The organism is Legionella sp. (assembly GCF_965140895.1).
Classification (GTDB): domain Bacteria; phylum Pseudomonadota; class Gammaproteobacteria; order Legionellales; family Legionellaceae; genus Legionella.
Genome location: NZ_CBCSKT010000011.1, coordinates 1,220 through 20,129, shown reverse-complemented (window position 1 = coordinate 20,129; position 18,910 = coordinate 1,220). Strand labels below are relative to the sequence as shown.

Sequence of the window (18,910 nt, the reverse complement as noted above, 5' to 3'; positions counted from 1 at the left end):
TAGGAAAACCTGATAGCAAGTAACCAGTCTACGTTGGTTAAAATTTAAAATATGGCTATTTTGTACTTATTTTGACCTCTGGTCCTTGAAGGATCTAATGCCAATTATCGTAATCAACGCTTAATTAGTTATTTGCAGTTGCCGAATAATGAGTAGCTGCTTGATCAAGAACGCATATTACGATTGAGTTAATCGAATTTAAAGCGATGAATTTTGCTTGATACTAAGGTACAGAGATAGTAAGTTTATTATTTTAAATGAAATAATAAACTTATCGTCATTATAGTTTGGGTGCAGTCCTAGCCGGAATTTGCATTTGAGGTGAGAATACTCTATCTGCGCTATTCGCTTATTTTCCAACGTCCCGCGGTACGTCAATGGTAAAAATGAGCTTGTTTCTCAGCACTTCGCCTCCAATAGACTATAATTTTAAGTTGACGCAAAAGGAGCCGTAGTATGATATTCAAAATTAAAGCATTAACTCTAGCCTTGTTATGTACCTCATCTGCTTTTTCCGCAAATATGGATACCGCAAAAACGCAAACGAATGATGCGCTACATATGGATTGGTTAGATACTAGTGTCTCCCCGGCTGAAGATTTTTATTCTTATGCAAATAAGAACTGGCAAAAAAATAATCCTATTCCTCCTGAATACCCTAGTTGGGGCAGTTTTAATCTAGTACATGATAAGGTGCAGGATATTGTGCATCAAATGCTGATTAAAGCAGCTGCGAATACCCAAGCAAAGCCAGGTAGTATTGAGCAAAAAGTCGGTGATTTCTATTTCAGCGGCATGGATGAGGCGAATATTAACAAATTAGGGATAACGCCTTTACAGCCAGAATTTGATCGTATTCAAAATATTAAAAATTTAGCGGACCTACAAAATGAAATAGCCCACTTGCATCAAATTGGCGTTGACGCATTTTTTGGTTTCGGCAGTATGCAGGATTATAAAAACAGTAGTGAAATGATTGCAGCAACCGTACAAGGTGGTTTAGGGCTTCCTGATCGGGATTATTACTTAAAAGATACGGCAAAATTTAAACAAATTCGCGATGCCTACGTGGTGCATATTGCTAAAATGTTTGAGTTATTAGGCGATAAGCCAAAGAAAGCTGCTGCTGCAGCACGGCGGGTAATGGAATTAGAAACCAAACTTGCTCAAGCCTCAATGTCGCAAGTCGAACAACGTGATCCTCATGCGGTTTATCATATTATGGATATGGCCCAATTAGAGAAAATTACGCCTAATTTTTCTTGGCCAGCTTATTTTAAAGCCAGGGGGCAAGAGGATCTTAAAAGTATTAATATGGCCATGCCAAACTTTTTTATGGCGCTCAATGAGCAACTTAAAACCGTACCTCTTCAGGATTGGCAAACCTATTTACGCTGGCACTTAGTTGATAATTATGCACCTTATTTATCTAAGGCATTTGTCGAGCAAAACTTTAAGATGGCAACTGCTTTAACTGGAACCGAAAAAATACTGCCTCGTTGGAAACGGGTAGTAGGTACTGAAAATGCAGCTTTAGGATTTGCTATTGGCAAGATGTATGTAGCGCGTTATTTCTCACCAGAAGCAAAAAAACAAGCATTAGATTTACTGAAAAATATTCGCTATGTCTTGCGTGAGGATATTAAGAGCCTTACCTGGATGACTCCGGCTACTCGCGAGGCGGCATTGAAAAAATTGGATTTAATGGAAGAGCGCATAGGTTATCCGTCTAAATGGTGGGATTATTCGTCATTGAAGATAGATCGTGGCCCTTATGTGTTGAATGTGCTTCGGGCCAATGAATTTTTAGTAAAACGTGACCTTAATAAAATTGGCAAGCCCATTGATCGCAGTGAATGGGGAATGACACCACAAACGATTAATGCCTATTACGATCCTTCGATGAATAACTTAAATATTCCTGCTGGAATTTTGCAACCGCCATTTTTTGATCCTAATGCACCGGCGGCAGTGAATTATGGAGCCATTGGTTTTGTTATGGGGCACGAAATGACCCATGGCTTTGATGACCAAGGAGCCCAATTTGATGGCCATGGTAATCTAAAAAATTGGTGGACTGCTGAGGATTTAACTAAATTCAAAGCGGCAACCCAATGTATTATTGATCAATATTCACAATATGTAGTGAATGGTGATTTGCATGTACAAGGAAAATTAGTTGTGGGTGAGGCAGCTGCTGATTTAGGTGGGATCACGTTGGCATACAGAGCATTTCATCATTCCGATGCCTACAAAAAGGCAAAAACAATTGATGGCATGACTCCTGATCAACAATTCTTTTTGGGGACTGCTCATGTTTGGGCGATGAACATGCGACCTCAGCAATTGCAAAATCAGGTGACAACCGATCCTCATCCTCCAGCAAAATATCGCGTTAATGGAAGCTTAGCGAACATCCCGCAATTCCAAGAGGCTTTTAGTATTCCTAATAATAGCCCCATGGTGAATGCAACTCGCTGTGTTATTTGGTAACTGTATAGCCTCGTTGTAAGCAACTAATGGAATAACCCCCAGGAATTACCGCGGCTTGTGTATGACCGCGGTATCCATGAGTATAGGGTGAGAAGCCTGATTTGTGCATTGCTCCCGTATCAATTACGCTGCGCTAATATGGGCTTGTTCATCTATACTAAAAGTAGCGGCTATCTACTTGGGGTTGGCAGGTATGAACTTTAACCAGTTATTAATGGCTATTTTAATGTTGGTTTTATTTTTCTTGGTGAATGAATATGTTCCTTTAGCCCCTATTATTAATTTGCTGTTTAATTGCGTGATGATCGCAATAATTGTTCTTTATGTGATGCAATTTATCTGGGTAATTAAATCGATTTTGCCTGCACCTAAATTATTTAAATAAGCCTTACCCTAGATATTTGTTTCATGTATGATGGATTTGGAAAGCAGGAACGCTAGCGTTCTTAAAAAACATCGTTTTGGGAAAAATCGAATAACTTGTTCTATATATTAGGATAAGTGTGTTTTTTGGAATGGAAAACAAAGGGAGGTATTATGAAAAGGAACCCAATTCAAATATTTAGTGGCATTATGTTGACGTTGTTTTCTTTGCAAGCGCTTGCTGAAGAACGTATCCGCATTACCGTAAAAACGAAAGAATATACTGCTGCAGGTATTGGTTATTCTGTGGATGGGCAGCGTTCAGGCGCAATTGGTAAATCATACTCAGGTAAAGGCTCCAAAAATCGCACCTATGTTTTTGGATATAGAAAAAACTCTATTGTTGGTGCGAATATTACTTGCGGTTCCCGTGTTTTAACAAAAGATACGACTGTTACCCTGGTTACTAAAGGTGAGCAGTGTCTTAGTGTGATCGAAGAATAATGCAAGTTTTCCCCGTATTCTAAGCGCGCGAAATGCGGGGAAATAAAAAACACCCATTTCCTACCTTATAAAAATTAGAGATAATAGAACAAGAATTCCTAAAGACCTTAATTATGAATAAAAATATAACTGCTATCCGTATAGCGACAATACAGGATGCAGAAGCAATTTCTCAAGTACATATTTGTTCTTGGCAAAAGATGTATAAAGAGTTCATTCCTGAAGAAGTTTTAAAAAACTTGTCATTAAGTGAGCGGACCCAACAATGGTCTGAGTTAATCAATCAGAATGTTCGGGTATTAATTTGTGAGATGGAACAGCAGCTTGTTGGTTTTGCTAGTATTTGTGCTTTTCGTGGCAACAGCGCACAGAGTGCATTCGGAGAAATAAGTGCTATTTATTTACATCCCGATTATTGGCGCATGGGCTTAGGTTCCCAATTATGTTTGGCTGCAATGTCGGAATTAGTCGAGTTGGGTTATAAAAAGGTTGGGCTGTGGGTATTAGAAGAGAATAGCCAAGCACGGAGTTTTTATGAAGCACTCGGCTTTAAGCTTTCAGAATCAGCTAAATTTGAAGAGTTTTATGAGGGCGGCGCTTTATTAAAAGAAGTGCTTTATGTCAAAACGCTTTAATCCATCGCTGCCAACAATGACGGGATAATCAATTAAACTCTGTTTTTTAATTTAAATTCCAATACCGTCATTGCAAACGAAGTGAAGCAACCCATAGTTCCGTGCCTCTAACTCCGGGTTGCTTCGTGATTATGTTTCTTGCAATGAGGGAATAGGCATATTATCCCCATGCTACGTCCCACAAAAAGTTTGCGTTACTCGTTCTTCAGGCTGTGGTAAAGCCTGCAAATACTCCGTATCGGCTTGTTGTTCATAAGGATTCTTTAATACCAACAACAGTGCATCCATTAAGCTACGGTCATTGTTCTTAATAAAATGATTAATCGCATTTTCCACTAAATGATTTCTGGGAATGTATGCAGGATTAACCTGATTCATCTGGTTTTTTATAACATTGATATCCACCGCTTGCTGTCTTACACAATGAGACCAATCTTTAACCCATTGCTCACTTTGAGCTGACCCTCCTAACGCTTGGATTACGTTTTTTTGTTGTTCTGGAAAATCAATCGCTTGGCTTAATAAGCGGAAGGTATTAGTAAAATCAGGCTTATACTGTTGTAACAAAGCAAAAAATAGTTCTATCAGTTTCACTGTTTGCTCATTAAGCTCTTGAAAACCTAGCTTAGCCCGTACTTTAGCACTCCAATAATGATGGAAACGGGCAGGAAATGAGTTGAGAATATCATCCAAAGCTTGTTGTTCTTGTTTATTAAATAAAGGCTGCATGGTTAAACGAAGCATGGTTAAATTCCAGCGAGCTATGGTAGGCTGTTGGCCAAAGGCATAGCGGCCTATGGTGTCAATCGAGCTATAGACGCGCTCAAAAGCAAATTCATCCATAAACGCACAGGGGCCATAATCCAGGGTTTCTCCAGAAATAGCCATATTATCTGTGTTCATAACCCCATGGATAAAGCCAACCCCCATCCATTCGGCCATGAGGCTTGCTTGACGCTCTACAATAGCTTTAAATAATTCCAGATAAGGTGCATCTTGCAGCAATAACTCTGGAAAATTTCGTTCTACAGCATAGTCAGCTAAACATTTTAAAAGATGCGTGTCCTCCTGTGCCGCTGCATATTCAAAGGACCCCACACGTAAACTACTGGCTGCAATACGAGTGAGCACTCCTGCCGGGACTAATCCTGTTTGCCGATAGATTTTCTCATCAGAGGCAATGGCAGCAAGACAACGGGTAGTGGGGATATTTAAACCATGCATTGCTTCGCTAATGAGATATTCTCTTAATACCGCGGAAAGTGGCGCTCGGCCATCACCATTGCGAGAAAACGGAGTTCTTCCTGAGCCTTTTAATTGCATATCCCAGCGTGTTCCATCTTTGGCGGTAATTTCTGCCAGCATGACGGCACGTCCATCACCAAGAATTGGGACGAAATGACCAAATTGGTGGCCAGAATAAGCTAAAGCAATGCTTTGCAACTGCGGGGGTATCCAATTACCTGCATAAATTGCTAATGCCTCTTCTTCACTATAGGGCGTTACATCAGGCCCCCCAAGAGTTGCCGCTAATTCGTGATTGAATTGCACCAGAGAGGGATTTGTAATTGGGGTGGGGGTAATTTTTTCATAAAAATTATCAGGTAATTGCAGATACGATGTCGTTGTAATATTGGGGATCAAAACAAATCAGCCTATAAAAAACTTCTTAATACTTATTATAGTTCCGGAGTTGTTTGAGCTAAAGGGCTAGCCTACAATTTACTCTACTAAAATGCTCAGTACACGCGGTCGCGTGATTATCAAGGAGTTGACAATGGACAAACAAGTGGTTCTTATTACTGGAGCTCTTGCAGGTATTGGCAGGGCGACAGCCTTTGCTTTTGCTTATGAAGGAGCCAATCTCATTATTTCTGGACGCCGACAAGAAGAGGGCGAATCTTTAGCAAAAGAGTTAAGGGAATTATGTGTTGAAGTTGAGTTTGTACGTGCTGATGTTCGCATTGAAGATGATGTTAAGGCTTTAGTCGAGCAGACCATAAAACGCTTTGATCGTTTGGATGTCGCGGTGAATAATGCGGGGATAGAAGGGGAGGGTTCGCCAATAGTTGAAAGCACCATTGAGGGTTTTCATTCTGTGTTTGATACGAATGTGGTCGGTGTTCTTTTTTGCCTTAAGTATGAATTGCAAGCGATGATTCCACAAGGCTCAGGTTCTATTATTAATATTTCTTCTGTTGCCGGTAGAAAAGGCTTTCCTGGTGCCTCTATTTACTGTGCAAGTAAACATGCTGTTGAAGGCCTTACTAAAGTGGCTGCGCTTGAAGCCGCTAGCGCGAACGTACGCGTAAATGCTGTTTCCCCCGGTCCAATTGATACTGCAATGTTTGACCGCTTTACAGCGACAGACGAAGTAAAAGAGGTATTTATTAACCAGATTCCTTTAAAACGTTTAGGACGTCCTGATGAAATTGCCAAGACGATTGTTTTTTTAGCTTCAGATAAAGCGCCTTACATTACAGGCCAATTCATCGGGGTCGATGGGGGATTAATGGCTTAAAATAATATAATTAACATTTATATTGGCATTATTGTTAATTCAATAACAATGATGCCAACCTTTCTAATCAGCCTCGGTCAGCTAGTTTTATAGATTTGATAGAGGATGACGTTCAATCAAAAAACCTATCAAACAAGCCATTTTGAATATAAGATAAAATATTGGTAATGAATCAAACTATTCATGCATTTTGGCCTTCAAAAAAATGATTAAATAGGGTAAAAGATCTCTCCGAATATTAAGAAGCAAGGAACATAATAATAATGAAAAAAAAATGGTCAAAGTTAACCTTAACTACTCTAGCAATAGTAACTTCAACCAGTTACGCTGCGAGCACTTCACTAACTGATCGCTTCACACTGAATGCATCAATCGGTTATTTAGCTGGAAAATCACAAGAGTTTGTGTATAACGATGAAGGAGCTGAAAAAATAAGCCAATTAAATTGGAAAATTAATGGCGCTGCAGTGATCAAGGGAGAGGGAAATTATAAATTGTTACCCTGGCTTGATTTTAATGCACAAGGATGGATAACTTTAGCCCGGGGCGATGCAGTAATGGATGATTATGATTGGTTAAATCCATTCGAAAAACATTGGAGTGACTGGTCTCACAGCAAAGACACCGATTTACGCCAAGCTAATGAATTTGATTTCAACCTTAGAGCACGCTTTTTTAAACTATCCTCAGTGCAATTGGCCGCTATGGTTGGATATCAACGAACTTTATTCAGTTTCTTAGCTAAAGGTGGATGTTATGTTTATAACGATGGTGCGGACGTTGGTTGCTTCCCTGAAGGTGCAAAGGGGATTGGCTATAAGCAAACCTTTAGTACACCTTATATCGGAGTATTAGGCAATTATCGCTTTAACGCCTATGAACTTAACGCTCTGTTTAAATACAGTAGCTGGGTCACTGCAAAAGATGTGGATCAGCATTATATGCGTGATCTTACATTCCATGATGGCGGGCATAATTTTGAGTTTTATAATGTTACGGTTAATGCTGGTTATTATGTAAGACCGCAAATTAAACTCTTCGCTGAAGGTGCTTTTAGCTATGTACCTAATAAAGTCGCTGACACGAATATCAGGGATAATGCAACGAGACAAGAAGCTTATCTTCCAGCGAGTGCGGGACTAAATAATAAAAATATGGTGCTTTCTGTGGGCATTCAATACAAAGGTATGGCGGGATAATTGTAGTAAAAGCAATTGAAAGATTTCTATACATTAGGTAGACTGTTCAGTCAACTCGATGACTTGGAGAATCTAATGACTAAAGAAGAAATGATTTGCCGTATCCTTCGTTACGTAACTCAAAAACCAAGTGCACAAAAGACTTGCTGCGGTTAATGAGCATGGAACTTATGCACGTACTGAGCTACCGCAATCCAGCGGTAGTCAGTTATTTTTGCCATCACCATCCTGAATTTAGTAAGCAAGAGGGAGAGCTTTTGTTTACTGATCTTTTGGGATGGCTGTGGCTCAATCAGCAGCGAGTGAAGCAGGGTAAAAAAACATACCTCTTCGGCCCTTTGCTCATTCTCGACGAGTTATGGCATGCCTTCATTTTGCATACCAAGGACTATATGCATTTTTCTCAACACTATTTTGGTGCCTATGTGCATCATGATGTTGAACCGATTGGTTTTGAGCATTTCATGGAAGAAGAAGAGTTGCGAGATTATTTGCAAGACTGCTTTGGCTATTTAGGTGAAGAATGGGTAGCTCGACGCTTTGCTGATGCGCTTTAAGCGTCCTCTGCTAAATGCAGTAATGCCTTCTGTAAAGGCTCATAACTGCAGTGCTGACTTTCGCTGATAATCACTTCTTTGGCTTTCGCTGATAATTGCTGTTTTTTCGGCTCGGTAGGCTTGTCATACTGCACAACTGGAGCAACTACAGAAACTTTAATTGAGAGCAATTGATAGAGGCCTGCTTTACGCAAATTATCACGCAGCTCAGGAATTAAATAACGTAATTGCGATGACCAGGCAGCATTGGATGTGGTAATTAATAAACAGCCTTTATTAAAACTTCCCACCTGACATTCTTTGACTAACTCATCCGGAAGAAATAGGCGTAGCTTATTAGATAGCTCTTCCAATTGTAATGAACGTTGGCAAAGGTCAACGAGTTGTTTATTCAGGCAACGATTAATAGAGCGCATAGTTTTATCTTAATTGAAACTGGATCAACTATAGAATAGCAAATTAATGTGAAATACAATATTATATTTTTATATAGATGATCGTTAAAAGTACATTTGTGCTTTTCAGTCTAGGCTGTTTTGGCATCTTCAGGGATATATTAAAAATATAGGTGAATAATGATTGATAAAAAAACAGACAGAAATATTGTCTATTTTACCCGCATGCATTGGATTATATTTTTTTGGCCTAGTCTCGCTTTGGGCGGTGCTTTGGGGCTAACATCTTATGTCCCTCATTTACGTGAAGTTGGTTATGGTCTGACGATTTTTGCTTTGGCATGGATGTTTATGACTTGGGTTACGTACTACTTTTCCTCTTTGACTATCAAGACGAATCAGGTGATTCTGCGTACTGGAATCGTAGTCAGACGAACAATTGATATCCCGTTAAGCAAGATTGAAGCAATCGATATACGTCAATCAATTATGGGTAGTATTTTACGTTATGGGATGGTGTCTATTACGGGTACTGGAGGAACGCGCCGGGTTATTAATTATTTAAATAATCCATTAACTTGTAGACGTTATATTGAACAATTGATGGATCAGCTTCATAACAACAATTAACACATTACGTCATCCCTCACTGCATTCGGGATGACGCACTTTTTTTAAATTCGAGCTAACAATTCCTCTTTGGTCTGTTGATCAACAAATGCAGCTTCAATCGCCATACGCGTAATCGCATTCATTGTCTCATCACTGTAATGATAAGACTCTTGGACGCGTTGATATTCCAGCCCAAGCGTTGTGCTCATAAATGGAGGATCATCTGAACTAATAGAGACGTTCATGCCCGCTTCATAAAACTTAGGGAAGGGATGGCTATTCATGTCTTTAAACAAGCCTAAAAAGATATTGCTGGTTGGGCAAACTTCTAAGGTAATTCCTCTATCTTTAACCATTGCCATGGTTTCTGGTGAGTAGATTGAATTAACTCCGTGTCCAATACGTGTAATGGGTAGATTCCCCATCGCTTCAACCATGCCACTTGCAGGAGCAAACTCACCGGCATGAACGGTGCATCCTAAACCGGCATCTGCGGCAATTTGATAGGCCTTGGCAAATTGCTTTGGAGGAAAGTTGGCTTCATCACCACCTAAGCCAAAACCGGTAACACATGGAAAAATGTCTTTATGTGCTTGTTGTGCCAAACGCTCAGCCGCTTCAACACCAAAATGACGAACTGCTATGAGGATAATCCGTCCTACAATGTTAAATTGTTCTTTGGCATCATCAATTGCTTGCTGAATTGCAACGAGGTGTTCTGCGGAAGGGATGCCACTAGAAAGTTCGGCATGATCAGGAGAATAGGACATTTCTACATAAATGGCATTTTCTTGCGCCCGAGCCTTTAAATAATCGAAGGTAATATCATAATAATCACGTGGATCTTTGATTACCGCCGCAAGGGTGTCGTAAACTTTAAGAAAATCCAGGAAGTCTTTAGACAAATAGCTTTTTCCATCGGGGGCAACAAGTCCTGAGGGTAGGGTTAATTTATTTCGGCGGGCTAGTGCTGCGGCCAGATCAGGGGCTATTGTGCCTTCTAAGTGGACATGCAGTTCTGCTTTTTTTAAGCTCATGATTTGCCTCAGTGTTTTCTTTAAATGTTGCCAATGGTAACTTAGATGAAAAAGTTATAAAATAGCTGTTTTAAGAATGTGCGAATTTTTGGATTGATTATGAATAGCAATGATATAGATAAAGCCTATGTAAGCCCTTATGATAAATTTTTATTCGAATTCGATGCAACTCATAGTAAGTCGGAATCACAAATCAAAGAAATTACTAAGCACAAACGTTTAGATAACATTCGTGATAACAAAGACCATCAAGAGCAAAAAGGGGAACTTTGGGAAGGATTCTAAGCTTTTTTCCTGCCTAAATTCTCATTCGACTTATTTCATAATAGCTTGGGATGATCTGTCTTACCTGAGCTATTGTCCTATTTCGTAACGGCTTATCCCGAATGAAGGGATAAGCCTATTACTTTAAGCAAAGGGTTTTCTTTTTTAGAAATTGATATCTCTGCAGGTGGGTTTAGCTCAGCCCACAGAAGATAATTGTTTTAGATTAGCCCAAAAACCAATGTAATACTTTATACGACAATATGGTTAAGAGCGATGCTGCGGGTAATGTAAGCACCCAAGACATGAAAATATTTCGGATCACAATCAAGTTTAATGCGCCAATACCTCGTGCTAAGCCAACACCCAGTACCGCGCCTACTAAAGTTTGAGTTGCTGAAACTGGAATTCCAATACTTGTTGATACCACAACGGTTGTTGCTGCAGCTAAGGTCGCAGCAAAGGCACGGCTGGGGGTGAGGGCAGTAATGGAGCTACCTACCGTTTCAATTACTTTTCTTCCATACATTAATAAACCAGTTACTACACCAACACAACCAAATAAAATAATCCAAGCGGGATAATTATTGGCATCAAAAGTTTGGTGAGAATGCATCACTAAGCTATGAATAATGGTTAATGGTCCAACCGCTAATGCAACGTCATTTGAGCCGTGAGCAAAAACCATAGCGCAGGCAGTAAGGGCCATGAGTACAGCAAAGTATTTTTCTACTTGAATAAAGCGTTCTCTGCGTCTGATTCTTGGGTGTTCAGGGATGCGTCGAATAAAGATCATTCCAATCAAGGTAATCACAATACTGGTACCCAAGGTTACAGCTAAGCTTTGTTTAAAATTAAAATGAATACCAAAATGATGTAAACCCTTAAATACCGTGATAAAGGATAAAATAGAGCCAACTAAAAATAGGTAGATGGGGATGTATATTTTTGCCTTGGCTAGTGGGTTACTTTTCACAAAAATGGTCTGTTGGATGCTGATAAACAGTATGTATGCAGTGATTCCTGAAATCAGTGGTGAGGTAATCCAGCTGACAGCAATACGGCTTACCTGGTTCCAATGAATGGCATCAGCGCCAAGAACTACCGCACCAAAGCCTACCATCGAACCAACTAAAGCATTGGTAATGGATACGGGAACCCCAATATAACTGGCAAGGTTCATCCAAATAGTACAGGCTAATAAAACCCCGAGCATCCCTTCAATCAGTACTAATGGTTGTTCCGATAATTGACTGGTGTTGATGATCCCATCACGCATAGTTTCAGTGACCTCGGTTCCGCCAATAAACGCTCCTGCAAATTCAAAAATAATCGCAATAAGCATTGCCTGCTTTGCGGTTATTGCTTTTGAACCCATAGTGGTACTCATGACATTGGCCAAGTCATTGGCCCCCACACCCCAAGTCATTAAAAAACAAAGAATAATAGCAATACAAAGATAAACGATTGAATAATCCATAGGAATTTACTACCGAGCAATTAGAATTTGTAGCCGACTGCCCACTGTTTGAGCGTAATCAGCCAAGTCATCGATCCACTGGACCAGTTTATAGAGGAAGATTGTATCGATGGCCGATAAATCTTTTTCGATTTCAAAAATACGGTGTCTGACTTCAGCAAGTCGTGCATCGCTGTCATGTTCTATTTCGTAGAGGGTCATAATCATTTCTTCAACGATTTTAACTTCAGAACCTCTAAACCCGGTTTCCAGCAACTCATCCAGTTCATTAATCGCGTTACATGCTTGCTTGGATGCATCCAAACAGCGATGTAAAAATGGCATGAACAGTGATGTTAGCGCATCAGGAATTGTCATTTTTCGGCTGATGATAAAATTAGCAATATCCTCTGCTTTGTTGGCTATGCTGTCTTGAGCACTAAGTAACTCAAGCAAGTCAGTACGTGAGACAGGTAAAAATAGACCCGTTGGTAAATGAAGACGTAGATCTCGTTTAATAAGATCTGCTTCTTTTTCCAAAGTGACTATTTTGTCTTTAATACTGGTTGCGGTGGACCAATCTTTTTTTAATACAGCTTCAAAAAATGGGTATAGCTGTTTTGCACATTGATGTACTTTACGCATGTGTTGTTCTATCGGCCTTATTGGAGAAGGACCAAACATGTTAAAAATGCTACCCATAGTGATCTCGGTAAAAAGATTTTGTTGAAGTATACCCAAACTTTTATAGGAACAAAACCCATTGATTCCGGATATTGGTGCTACAATTGAAAATATTAGTTGTTTTTTATGTATATTTTGGATGTGCATTGCCGTTAAAAAAAGAATATATCGCGCTTACAGGGAGTTTGATAATGAAACGGGTATGGTTAATTGGTGTATTTTTTTTCGCAAGTAATGTATTTGCCCAAGAACTAATTACAAAAGTTATTCAGTTGCAGTATATCCCTGCAGAAAAAGTAATTACATTAATGGAACCTTTGATTCCAGAAGGGCAGGCACTTAGTGGAACGGGACAAACACTCGTTACCAAGGTCGATGCAAAGACACTAACGCAACTCAGAACCATACTGCATCAGATTGATGTGCCACCAGTTACTTTTAATGTTTCAGTTTATCAAGGCGACCCACAGTGGCTTAGTTCTCAGAATGATAATTCAGTAACTTACAGTACTCAGACCCAATCACAAATGTTACAAAGCCAATCTGTTCGCGTAATGAATGGTGAGTCTGCTCTGGTTACTATGAACCAGGAGGTGCCTATTGTTACCTCTGTAGGTGCAGGTTTTTATGGCACTGGCGTTACTTATGAGCAGCATCAGATTAAAAATGGTATTTTGGTTCAGCCTGTTTTGCGTGGCTCGCAAGTTGAATTATCAGTGCGTCGTCTACGCGAACAAATGAATCCAGCCGGCGGGCAACAATTTGATAATCAAAAAATCGATACTAAGTTGGTGATTCCTCTAAATAAATGGGTTTCTTTAGGTAGCCCTGAAGGCGCACAACAAACCGATAATTCATCGCGGTCTTTTTCCGCAGGCAATACCTTTGCTCAGCAATCAACGTTGTATATTAAGGTGACTATCATGGGACAAAATCCTGCTGCACCAAAGACAAACGCAAATGCAGTAGATACCTGGTGATTAGTAAATAGGCATGTTGTTTATAGTGTATAATTAAAATAGACAGCTGCTCTTTATGAGGAGGCAGTATGACAACAATAAACTCTTTGGTAAACCATTTGTTGATCGCGATGCCTTCACTACACGATCCAAATTTTGAAAAGACAGTGATTTACCTTTGTGAACATCGCGAGGAAGGGTCTGTAGGTTTAATTATTAATCGTCCGATGCAATTTTCCTTATCTTTAGTTTTTGAGCAGTTGGATATTGAGCCCATACGTATTGAGCAAAGCAATTTGCCTTTAATGTTTGGGGGACCAGTACAGCCTGAGCGTGGTTTTGTGGTGCATAAGGATTTGGGTGAATGGCGTTCCAGTTTGTTTTTACAAGAGGACGTGACGGTAACCACGTCCAATGATATTATTCGCGCGATCGCTGACGATAAAGGACCCAAAGATGTTTTGATTACTTTAGGTTACAGTGGTTGGGTGGATAATCAATTGGAAAAAGAAATTCTGAATAATTTATGGTTAGTTTGCCCATACCGTTCAGAAATTCTGTATGAAGTTCCTTTTGAAGATCGTTGGGAGTATGCCGGATCAACTTTGGGCATCAAAATGAATCAACTGAGTGTAAATTCTGGTCATGCCTGATGGTGTATATTTAGCTTTTGATTTTGGTTACAAACGGATTGGGATGGCTGTAGGGCAGCGATTGACTTGCAGTGCATCTCCTTTAGCCACGCTGCGCGCGCAGATGGGAGTGCCCGATTGGAGTGCTGTAGAGAAAGTGATTTCTCAGTGGAATCCCCAAGCATTGATTGTAGGAATTCCTACGTGTATTGATGGCAGTACACTCTATACCACTTCCGCCGCACGACGTTTTGCAAAACAATTACGTAAACGCTTTGCTCTAACAGTGCATTTAGTCGATGAACGGCTTTCCACAGTAGAAGCCCGAGGCCAACTATTCGAACAAGGTGGGTATCGCAAAATCAAGCAAACCGAGGTGGATAGCATTGCCGCCTGTGTTATACTCGAGCAGTGGCTGCAATATCCTGAATGAGGTTTTATGAAGCATTTTCTAGAAATTAGTCAATTATCTCGTCAACAAATCGAATCTTTATTACAACGTGCTTTTTTCTTTAAACAACAAAAAAATTATCCCTCATACCAGCAACATACGGTGGCTAATTTATTTTATGAAAACAGCACGCGGACTCGAGTCAGTTTTGAATTAGCAGCGAATCATTTATCAATGCCAGTGATTAATTTAGATCTGCAAAGCTCCTCAGAAATGAAAGGCGAGGTGATTGAGGATACGATTAAAACACTCGCAGCGATGGGAATTCGTCATTTTGTAATTCGCCATCAGCGAGAGGGTTTGCAACAAAGTTTGGCCCAGAACTTGGGGGATGATGTTCATATAATTAATGCTGGAGATGGCACCCATGCTCATCCTAGCCAGGCATTACTGGATATGATGACGATTCTGGAGCAAAAACCAAAATTAGAGCAACTAAAAATCGCGATTTTGGGAAATATCCGCCATTCACGCGTTGCTAATTCCTTTCAATGTATGTCGAAAGCCTTAGGAGTGGGAGAGCTGGTTTTAATCGCTCCAGAACTTTGGCAACCACAGACTTTGCATTATGGCCGCGTTACGGCCAATATTCGTGAAGGCTTGGCAGATGCGGACGTGGTGATGTGCTTGCGCGTGCAACGCGAACGGTTACTGGCGGATGATCAGATGGATTTAGAACAGTACCGCCACGACTTTGCTTTAACCCAGAAAAGCCTGGCTTTGGCCAAGTCCGATGTGATGGTGATGCATCCTGGACCGATGAATCGAGGTATTGAAATTGACGGCGATGTAGCCGATGGTGCTCGTTCCTTCATTTTGCAACAGGTGCAGAATGGAGTGTTTACGCGGATGGCAATTTTTGACGCACTTGCTGGCATGCTGGGCGGTTAAGCCCTGCATGCTCCAAACTGATTCGTTCTCACCAAAGCGTCAATAAAATAGTTTAAAAGTATGCTACCTCGTATAAGCGGCGATTTGAACATATGTTTATTTAGGTTTCTGCAAAGTATGCTTAAATGACAACGCTTGCTGTAAATGAGCTAAATTTACAGAAGTACTTTCACCCACATCGGCAATCGTTCGCGCGACTTTAAGTAAACGATGGTAGCCTCGAGCAGATAATTTGAGCTGGCTCATTACTCGACTTAAGAATTCTTGCTCCTTAGTACCAATCTCGCATACTTGTTCACAGACTTTCGCACTTAAATTCGCATTGAGGCAATTTTGTCGCTTCATTTGTACAGCGCGTATTTTAATTACTTGCTCGCGAATTTGCTCACTTTGTTTTTCCGGATTGGTGTTGGGTTTAATCAGCTCTTCTTGGGTTAAAGCTTGAATAGTGATTTGCATATCAATACGATCTAAAAGCGGGGCGGAGAGTTTGCCTAAATAGCGATTAATGCGATCGGGACTACATAGACAATCTGCTTGGTTATTCCCCCATTGTCCACAAGGGCAAGGATTCATGGCAGCTAGCAATTGAAAACTTGCTGGAAACTCTACCTGAGCTGCGGCTCTGGAAATGCAAATCGTGCCCGATTCTAAAGGTTGTCTTAGGGTTTCTAGGACATGGCGGTTAAATTCAGGTAACTCATCTAAAAACAATACCCCATTATGAGCTAGGGATATTTCTCCGGGTTTGGGGGGATTGCCGCCGCCGACTAAAGCAATAGGTGAGGCCGTATGATGCGGAGCACGAAAGGGCGGTGATTTCCATTCCGTAAAATTGGGCAGTTTGCCACGAATAGAGCTGAGGGCGGCACACTCTAATGCTTGCGTTTCTGAAAGTTGCGGCAATAAGGTATTAAAGCGTTTGGCTAACATGGTTTTACCACTTCCAGGTGCGCCACTAAGTAAAATACTATGTCCACCTGCTGCTGCAATTTCCATGGCCTTTTTTGCATGAAACTGCCCTTTTATTTCTGACCAGTCGAGTTCTGATTGGGTGGTATTTTGTTCAGGGCGGGGAGGTAGAAAATGCAAGGGGGTTCCTTGGCATAGATAGCTACACACTTCACGCAGGTTACTCGCTGTGCTGATATTTTGATGCCCGGTTAATGACGCCTCGACCGCGTTTGCATCGGCAATAATTAAGTGGTTATTACTTTTATGGGCCGCTAAGACGACAGGAATAATCGCAGAAATACCACGAAGTTCTCCGCTTAATGCTAATTCGCCAATAAACTCGTGGTGTAATAAGCTTTGTTGGGGAATTTGATTTGAGGCAGCAAGGATACCTAAGGCGATGGGTAGATCAAAACCACTGCCCGTTTTGGGTAGATCTGCAGGGCCTAGGTTGACGGTGATTTTGCGGCAGGGAAATTCAAATTGGCTGTTGATAATGGCTGAGCGTACCCGGTCTTTACTTTCTTTGATTGCGGTTTCAGCAAGACCTACAATCGCGAAACTGGGCATACCATTTGATAAATGGACTTCAACGGATACTGGGTGCGCCAGTATACCCACGGTACTACGTGTTTTTGCAAATGCAAGATTCATGAGGATTAATTTCCTTGTTAATCGGTTGGACTTCGTTGGCTTCGTTCATTTCTACTCCATGGTCAAAATGAACTAGGCTTTAGCTTTATTTTTCTTTTTTCTTCTGCTCAAGATGACTCATCAATTCATTAACTTGTTCTTGAATATGATCTAATTTTTCACGTGTACGTGCTAAGACTTTAGTTTGTACGTCAAATTCTTCGCGAGTTACTAGATCCATATGCGTAAATGCGGCATGCAACACTTCTTTAAATTTTTGTTGGATGTCTTTTTCAATGTTTTGTAGACTTGGAGGAAGTGCTGCGAAAAGTTGTTTCGCTAAATCGTCAAATTGTTTGGGGTCGAACATGGTTCACTCCTTTATTATATTTGTAACCAGTCTAACAAAAGTATTAATCTAAAAAAAGCATATGGAATATATTATGAAAATGATTACAGCAATTATTAAACCATTTAAACTGGATGATGTGCATGAAGCATTAATGGATATCAATGTACCTGGCATTACTATTTCTGAAACACGTGGATTTGGACGGCAAAAAGGTCATACGGAATTATATCGCGGAGCAGAATACGTTGTGGATTTTCTCCCGAAGATCAAAATTGAGCTGGCTTTGCCTGATGATATGGTTGAAGCGGCGATCGAGGCAATTTGTAAATCTGCTTATACGGGTAAAATTGGGGATGGTAAGATTTTTGTTTATGATTTGCAGCAGGTTGTGCGGGTGCGAACTGGGGAGATTGGGGTGGATGCTTTGAGTTAGTTATAAAAATGCTTATATAAACGTTTGTCATTGCGAGCGTAGTGAAGCAACCCGGGGTTTAACTCCTGGGTTGCTTCATCATTAGGTTTCTCGCAAAGATGGGATTATAGGCTACCCCGGATTTCGCCAATAAATAGCCCGTTGAGTAATCACCGCATCGAGAGGTATATCCCATGGATGAGGTTGAATGAAATTCACCCGCTGAAACTGATAAGCCACACCAACTAAAGTACAATTCGTTTTGTCTTTAAAAGTTCTATCGTAATAACCAGCCCCCATTCCCAGACGAGTGCAACGAACATCGAAGGCTACTAAAGGCATTAAAATTAAGTCTAGCTCTTCCGCAGGTATTGCTAGATCATGACTTACATCAGGTTCAGGAATTCCATAGCGGTTCTTTTTAAATGGAGTCACTGGAGTTGCTGGTAAAAAGGAAAGAGTTAAATCTTCTTCCTTGATTGCGGGGAAGTAGCAAAATTTTCCCTGTAAGGGCGCAGTATTCCAAATGGCACTTAAATCAATTTCCCCATTCACCGCAAAATACAAAGCAATACGTTTTGCATGTCGGTATTGTTCCAAAGAACGTATACGAGTACATACTTGATTGGACGATGTAGTGCGATATGAAACAGAGATTTTAGAACGTATCTGCTTCATTGTCTCTCTTAATGCTTTTTTTACTTGGTCCGCCATATTGATATAAGTCTCTATATGTTCTGATTAAATTATCATTTTTTTATGGCCAAAGTTCAAGTGATTAGGCTACTGGAATACGGCTAGGAAATTAATGCATTTTCTTATTTCTACGTAGGCGGGAAATGAAAGCTGATGCTCTTTTAGTAAAATTGAATTCTTGTAGCACAAATATTATTTTTATCGCAA

The 18,910-nt window shown here is 40.4% G+C and carries 22 protein-coding genes; 14 read left to right on the top strand and 8 right to left on the bottom strand.

All coding sequences use genetic code 11. The features are described from left to right. The first annotated feature begins 456 nt into the window (after nt 1-456). The 4 genes from ACQY7T_RS01725 to ACQY7T_RS01710 all read left to right on the top strand — a co-directional run bounded on the left by ACQY7T_RS01725 (nt 457) and on the right by ACQY7T_RS01710 (nt 3,995). A complete protein-coding gene (locus tag ACQY7T_RS01725; RefSeq protein WP_428410996.1) occupies nt 457-2,493 on the top strand; it encodes a M13 family metallopeptidase in 2,037 nt (678 codons plus the stop codon). Between the two features lie 193 nt (nt 2,494-2,686). Next, nucleotides 2,687-2,878 (top strand): hypothetical protein, encoded by a 192-nt coding sequence (locus ACQY7T_RS01720; protein ID WP_428410995.1) that lies wholly within the window; start codon nt 2,687-2,689, stop codon nt 2,876-2,878. 152 nt (nt 2,879-3,030) lie between these two features. Beyond that, nucleotides 3,031-3,360, top strand: a complete 330-nt coding sequence (locus ACQY7T_RS01715) for a hypothetical protein (RefSeq protein WP_428410994.1) — start codon at nt 3,031-3,033, stop codon at nt 3,358-3,360. Between the two features lie 113 nt (nt 3,361-3,473). Beyond that, nucleotides 3,474-3,995 (top strand): N-acetyltransferase family protein, encoded by a 522-nt coding sequence (locus tag ACQY7T_RS01710; RefSeq protein ID WP_428410993.1) that lies wholly within the window; start codon nt 3,474-3,476, stop codon nt 3,993-3,995. Between the two features lie 171 nt (nt 3,996-4,166). On the opposite strand, the gene ACQY7T_RS01705 is transcribed toward ACQY7T_RS01710, so the two are convergent. Then, the gene (locus ACQY7T_RS01705) at nt 4,167-5,639 is read right to left on the bottom strand and encodes a protein adenylyltransferase SelO (RefSeq protein ID WP_428410992.1); all 1,473 of its coding nucleotides are present in this window, start codon (nt 5,637-5,639) and stop codon (nt 4,167-4,169) included. Between the two features lie 133 nt (nt 5,640-5,772). Between ACQY7T_RS01705 and ACQY7T_RS01700 the strand changes: the two genes are divergently transcribed. The 3 genes from ACQY7T_RS01700 (at nt 5,773) to ACQY7T_RS01690 (ending at nt 8,272) form a co-directional block, all read left to right on the top strand. After that, nucleotides 5,773-6,516, top strand: a complete 744-nt coding sequence (locus ACQY7T_RS01700; protein ID WP_428410991.1) for an SDR family NAD(P)-dependent oxidoreductase — start codon at nt 5,773-5,775, stop codon at nt 6,514-6,516. A gap of 263 nt (nt 6,517-6,779) precedes the next feature. After that, nucleotides 6,780-7,715, top strand: a complete 936-nt coding sequence (locus ACQY7T_RS01695) for an omptin family outer membrane protease (protein ID WP_428410990.1) — start codon at nt 6,780-6,782, stop codon at nt 7,713-7,715. 161 nt (nt 7,716-7,876) lie between these two features. Next, nucleotides 7,877-8,272, top strand: a complete 396-nt coding sequence (locus ACQY7T_RS01690) for a hypothetical protein (protein WP_428411003.1) — start codon at nt 7,877-7,879, stop codon at nt 8,270-8,272. Here the strand turns inward: ACQY7T_RS01690 and ACQY7T_RS01685 are convergent. Beyond that, on the bottom strand, nt 8,269-8,688 hold the full coding sequence (locus ACQY7T_RS01685) for a DciA family protein (protein ID WP_428410989.1): 420 nt from the start codon (nt 8,686-8,688) through the stop codon (nt 8,269-8,271). The genes ACQY7T_RS01690 and ACQY7T_RS01685 overlap by 4 nt on opposite strands. 159 nt (nt 8,689-8,847) lie before the next feature. Here ACQY7T_RS01685 and ACQY7T_RS01680 point away from each other — a divergent pair, with 159 nt between their 5' ends. Beyond that, nucleotides 8,848-9,297 carry a PH domain-containing protein gene (locus ACQY7T_RS01680; RefSeq protein WP_428410988.1) on the top strand — a complete coding sequence of 150 codons (450 nt, stop codon included), beginning with the start codon at nt 8,848-8,850 and terminating at the stop codon, nt 9,295-9,297. 44 nt (nt 9,298-9,341) lie between these two features. On the opposite strand, the gene ACQY7T_RS01675 is transcribed toward ACQY7T_RS01680, so the two are convergent. After that, entirely contained in the window at nt 9,342-10,316 is a 975-nt protein-coding gene (locus ACQY7T_RS01675; protein ID WP_428410987.1) for an adenosine deaminase, read from the bottom strand. Nucleotides 10,317-10,415: 99 nt separating this feature from the next. On the opposite strand from ACQY7T_RS01675, the gene ACQY7T_RS01670 reads away from it, so the two are divergent. Next, nucleotides 10,416-10,601, top strand: coding sequence for a CBU_0585 family protein (locus ACQY7T_RS01670; protein ID WP_347571264.1), 186 nt, complete (start codon nt 10,416-10,418; stop codon nt 10,599-10,601). A gap of 205 nt (nt 10,602-10,806) precedes the next feature. Here the strand turns inward: ACQY7T_RS01670 and ACQY7T_RS01665 are convergent, their stop codons facing one another. Together ACQY7T_RS01665 and ACQY7T_RS01660 are read right to left on the bottom strand one after the other, a co-directional pair. Further along, the gene (locus ACQY7T_RS01665; protein WP_428410986.1) at nt 10,807-12,060 is read right to left on the bottom strand and encodes an inorganic phosphate transporter; all 1,254 of its coding nucleotides are present in this window, start codon (nt 12,058-12,060) and stop codon (nt 10,807-10,809) included. Nucleotides 12,061-12,069: 9 nt separating this feature from the next. Continuing rightward, nucleotides 12,070-12,741 carry a TIGR00153 family protein gene (locus ACQY7T_RS01660; RefSeq protein WP_428410985.1) on the bottom strand — a complete coding sequence of 224 codons (672 nt, stop codon included), beginning with the start codon at nt 12,739-12,741 and terminating at the stop codon, nt 12,070-12,072. Between the two features lie 173 nt (nt 12,742-12,914). Here ACQY7T_RS01660 and ACQY7T_RS01655 point away from each other — a divergent pair, with 173 nt between their 5' ends. The 4 genes from ACQY7T_RS01655 to ACQY7T_RS01640 all read left to right on the top strand — a co-directional run bounded on the left by ACQY7T_RS01655 (nt 12,915) and on the right by ACQY7T_RS01640 (nt 15,656). After that, nucleotides 12,915-13,703, top strand: coding sequence for a type II/III secretion system protein (locus ACQY7T_RS01655; protein ID WP_428410984.1), 789 nt, complete (start codon nt 12,915-12,917; stop codon nt 13,701-13,703). Nucleotides 13,704-13,771: 68 nt separating this feature from the next. Continuing rightward, entirely contained in the window at nt 13,772-14,335 is a 564-nt protein-coding gene (locus tag ACQY7T_RS01650) for a YqgE/AlgH family protein (protein WP_428410983.1), read from the top strand. Further along, nucleotides 14,328-14,747 (top strand): Holliday junction resolvase RuvX, encoded by a 420-nt coding sequence (gene ruvX / locus ACQY7T_RS01645; protein WP_428410982.1) that lies wholly within the window; start codon nt 14,328-14,330, stop codon nt 14,745-14,747. Before ACQY7T_RS01650 ends, ruvX begins: the two co-directional genes overlap by 8 nt. Nucleotides 14,748-14,753: 6 nt before the next feature. Continuing rightward, nucleotides 14,754-15,656: an aspartate carbamoyltransferase catalytic subunit gene (locus tag ACQY7T_RS01640; protein WP_428410981.1), complete on the top strand. Its 903-nt coding sequence runs from the start codon at nt 14,754-14,756 to the stop codon at nt 15,654-15,656. 96 nt (nt 15,657-15,752) lie between these two features. On the opposite strand, the gene ACQY7T_RS01635 is transcribed toward ACQY7T_RS01640, so the two are convergent. Continuing rightward, complete coding sequence (locus ACQY7T_RS01635) at nt 15,753-17,264, bottom strand: YifB family Mg chelatase-like AAA ATPase (RefSeq protein ID WP_428410980.1); 1,512 nt, start codon at nt 17,262-17,264, stop codon at nt 15,753-15,755. Nucleotides 17,265-17,349: 85 nt separating this feature from the next. Beyond that, entirely contained in the window at nt 17,350-17,613 is a 264-nt protein-coding gene (gene ubiK, locus ACQY7T_RS01630; protein WP_428410979.1) for a ubiquinone biosynthesis accessory factor UbiK, read from the bottom strand. Between the two features lie 73 nt (nt 17,614-17,686). On the opposite strand from ubiK, the gene ACQY7T_RS01625 reads away from it, so the two are divergent. Continuing rightward, entirely contained in the window at nt 17,687-18,028 is a 342-nt protein-coding gene (locus tag ACQY7T_RS01625; RefSeq protein ID WP_347571275.1) for a P-II family nitrogen regulator, read from the top strand. A gap of 111 nt (nt 18,029-18,139) precedes the next feature. Here ACQY7T_RS01625 and ACQY7T_RS01620 read toward each other — a convergent pair whose 3' ends face one another. Continuing rightward, nucleotides 18,140-18,721, bottom strand: a complete 582-nt coding sequence (locus ACQY7T_RS01620) for a 5-formyltetrahydrofolate cyclo-ligase (protein ID WP_428410978.1) — start codon at nt 18,719-18,721, stop codon at nt 18,140-18,142. Nucleotides 18,722-18,910 lie beyond the last annotated feature (189 nt).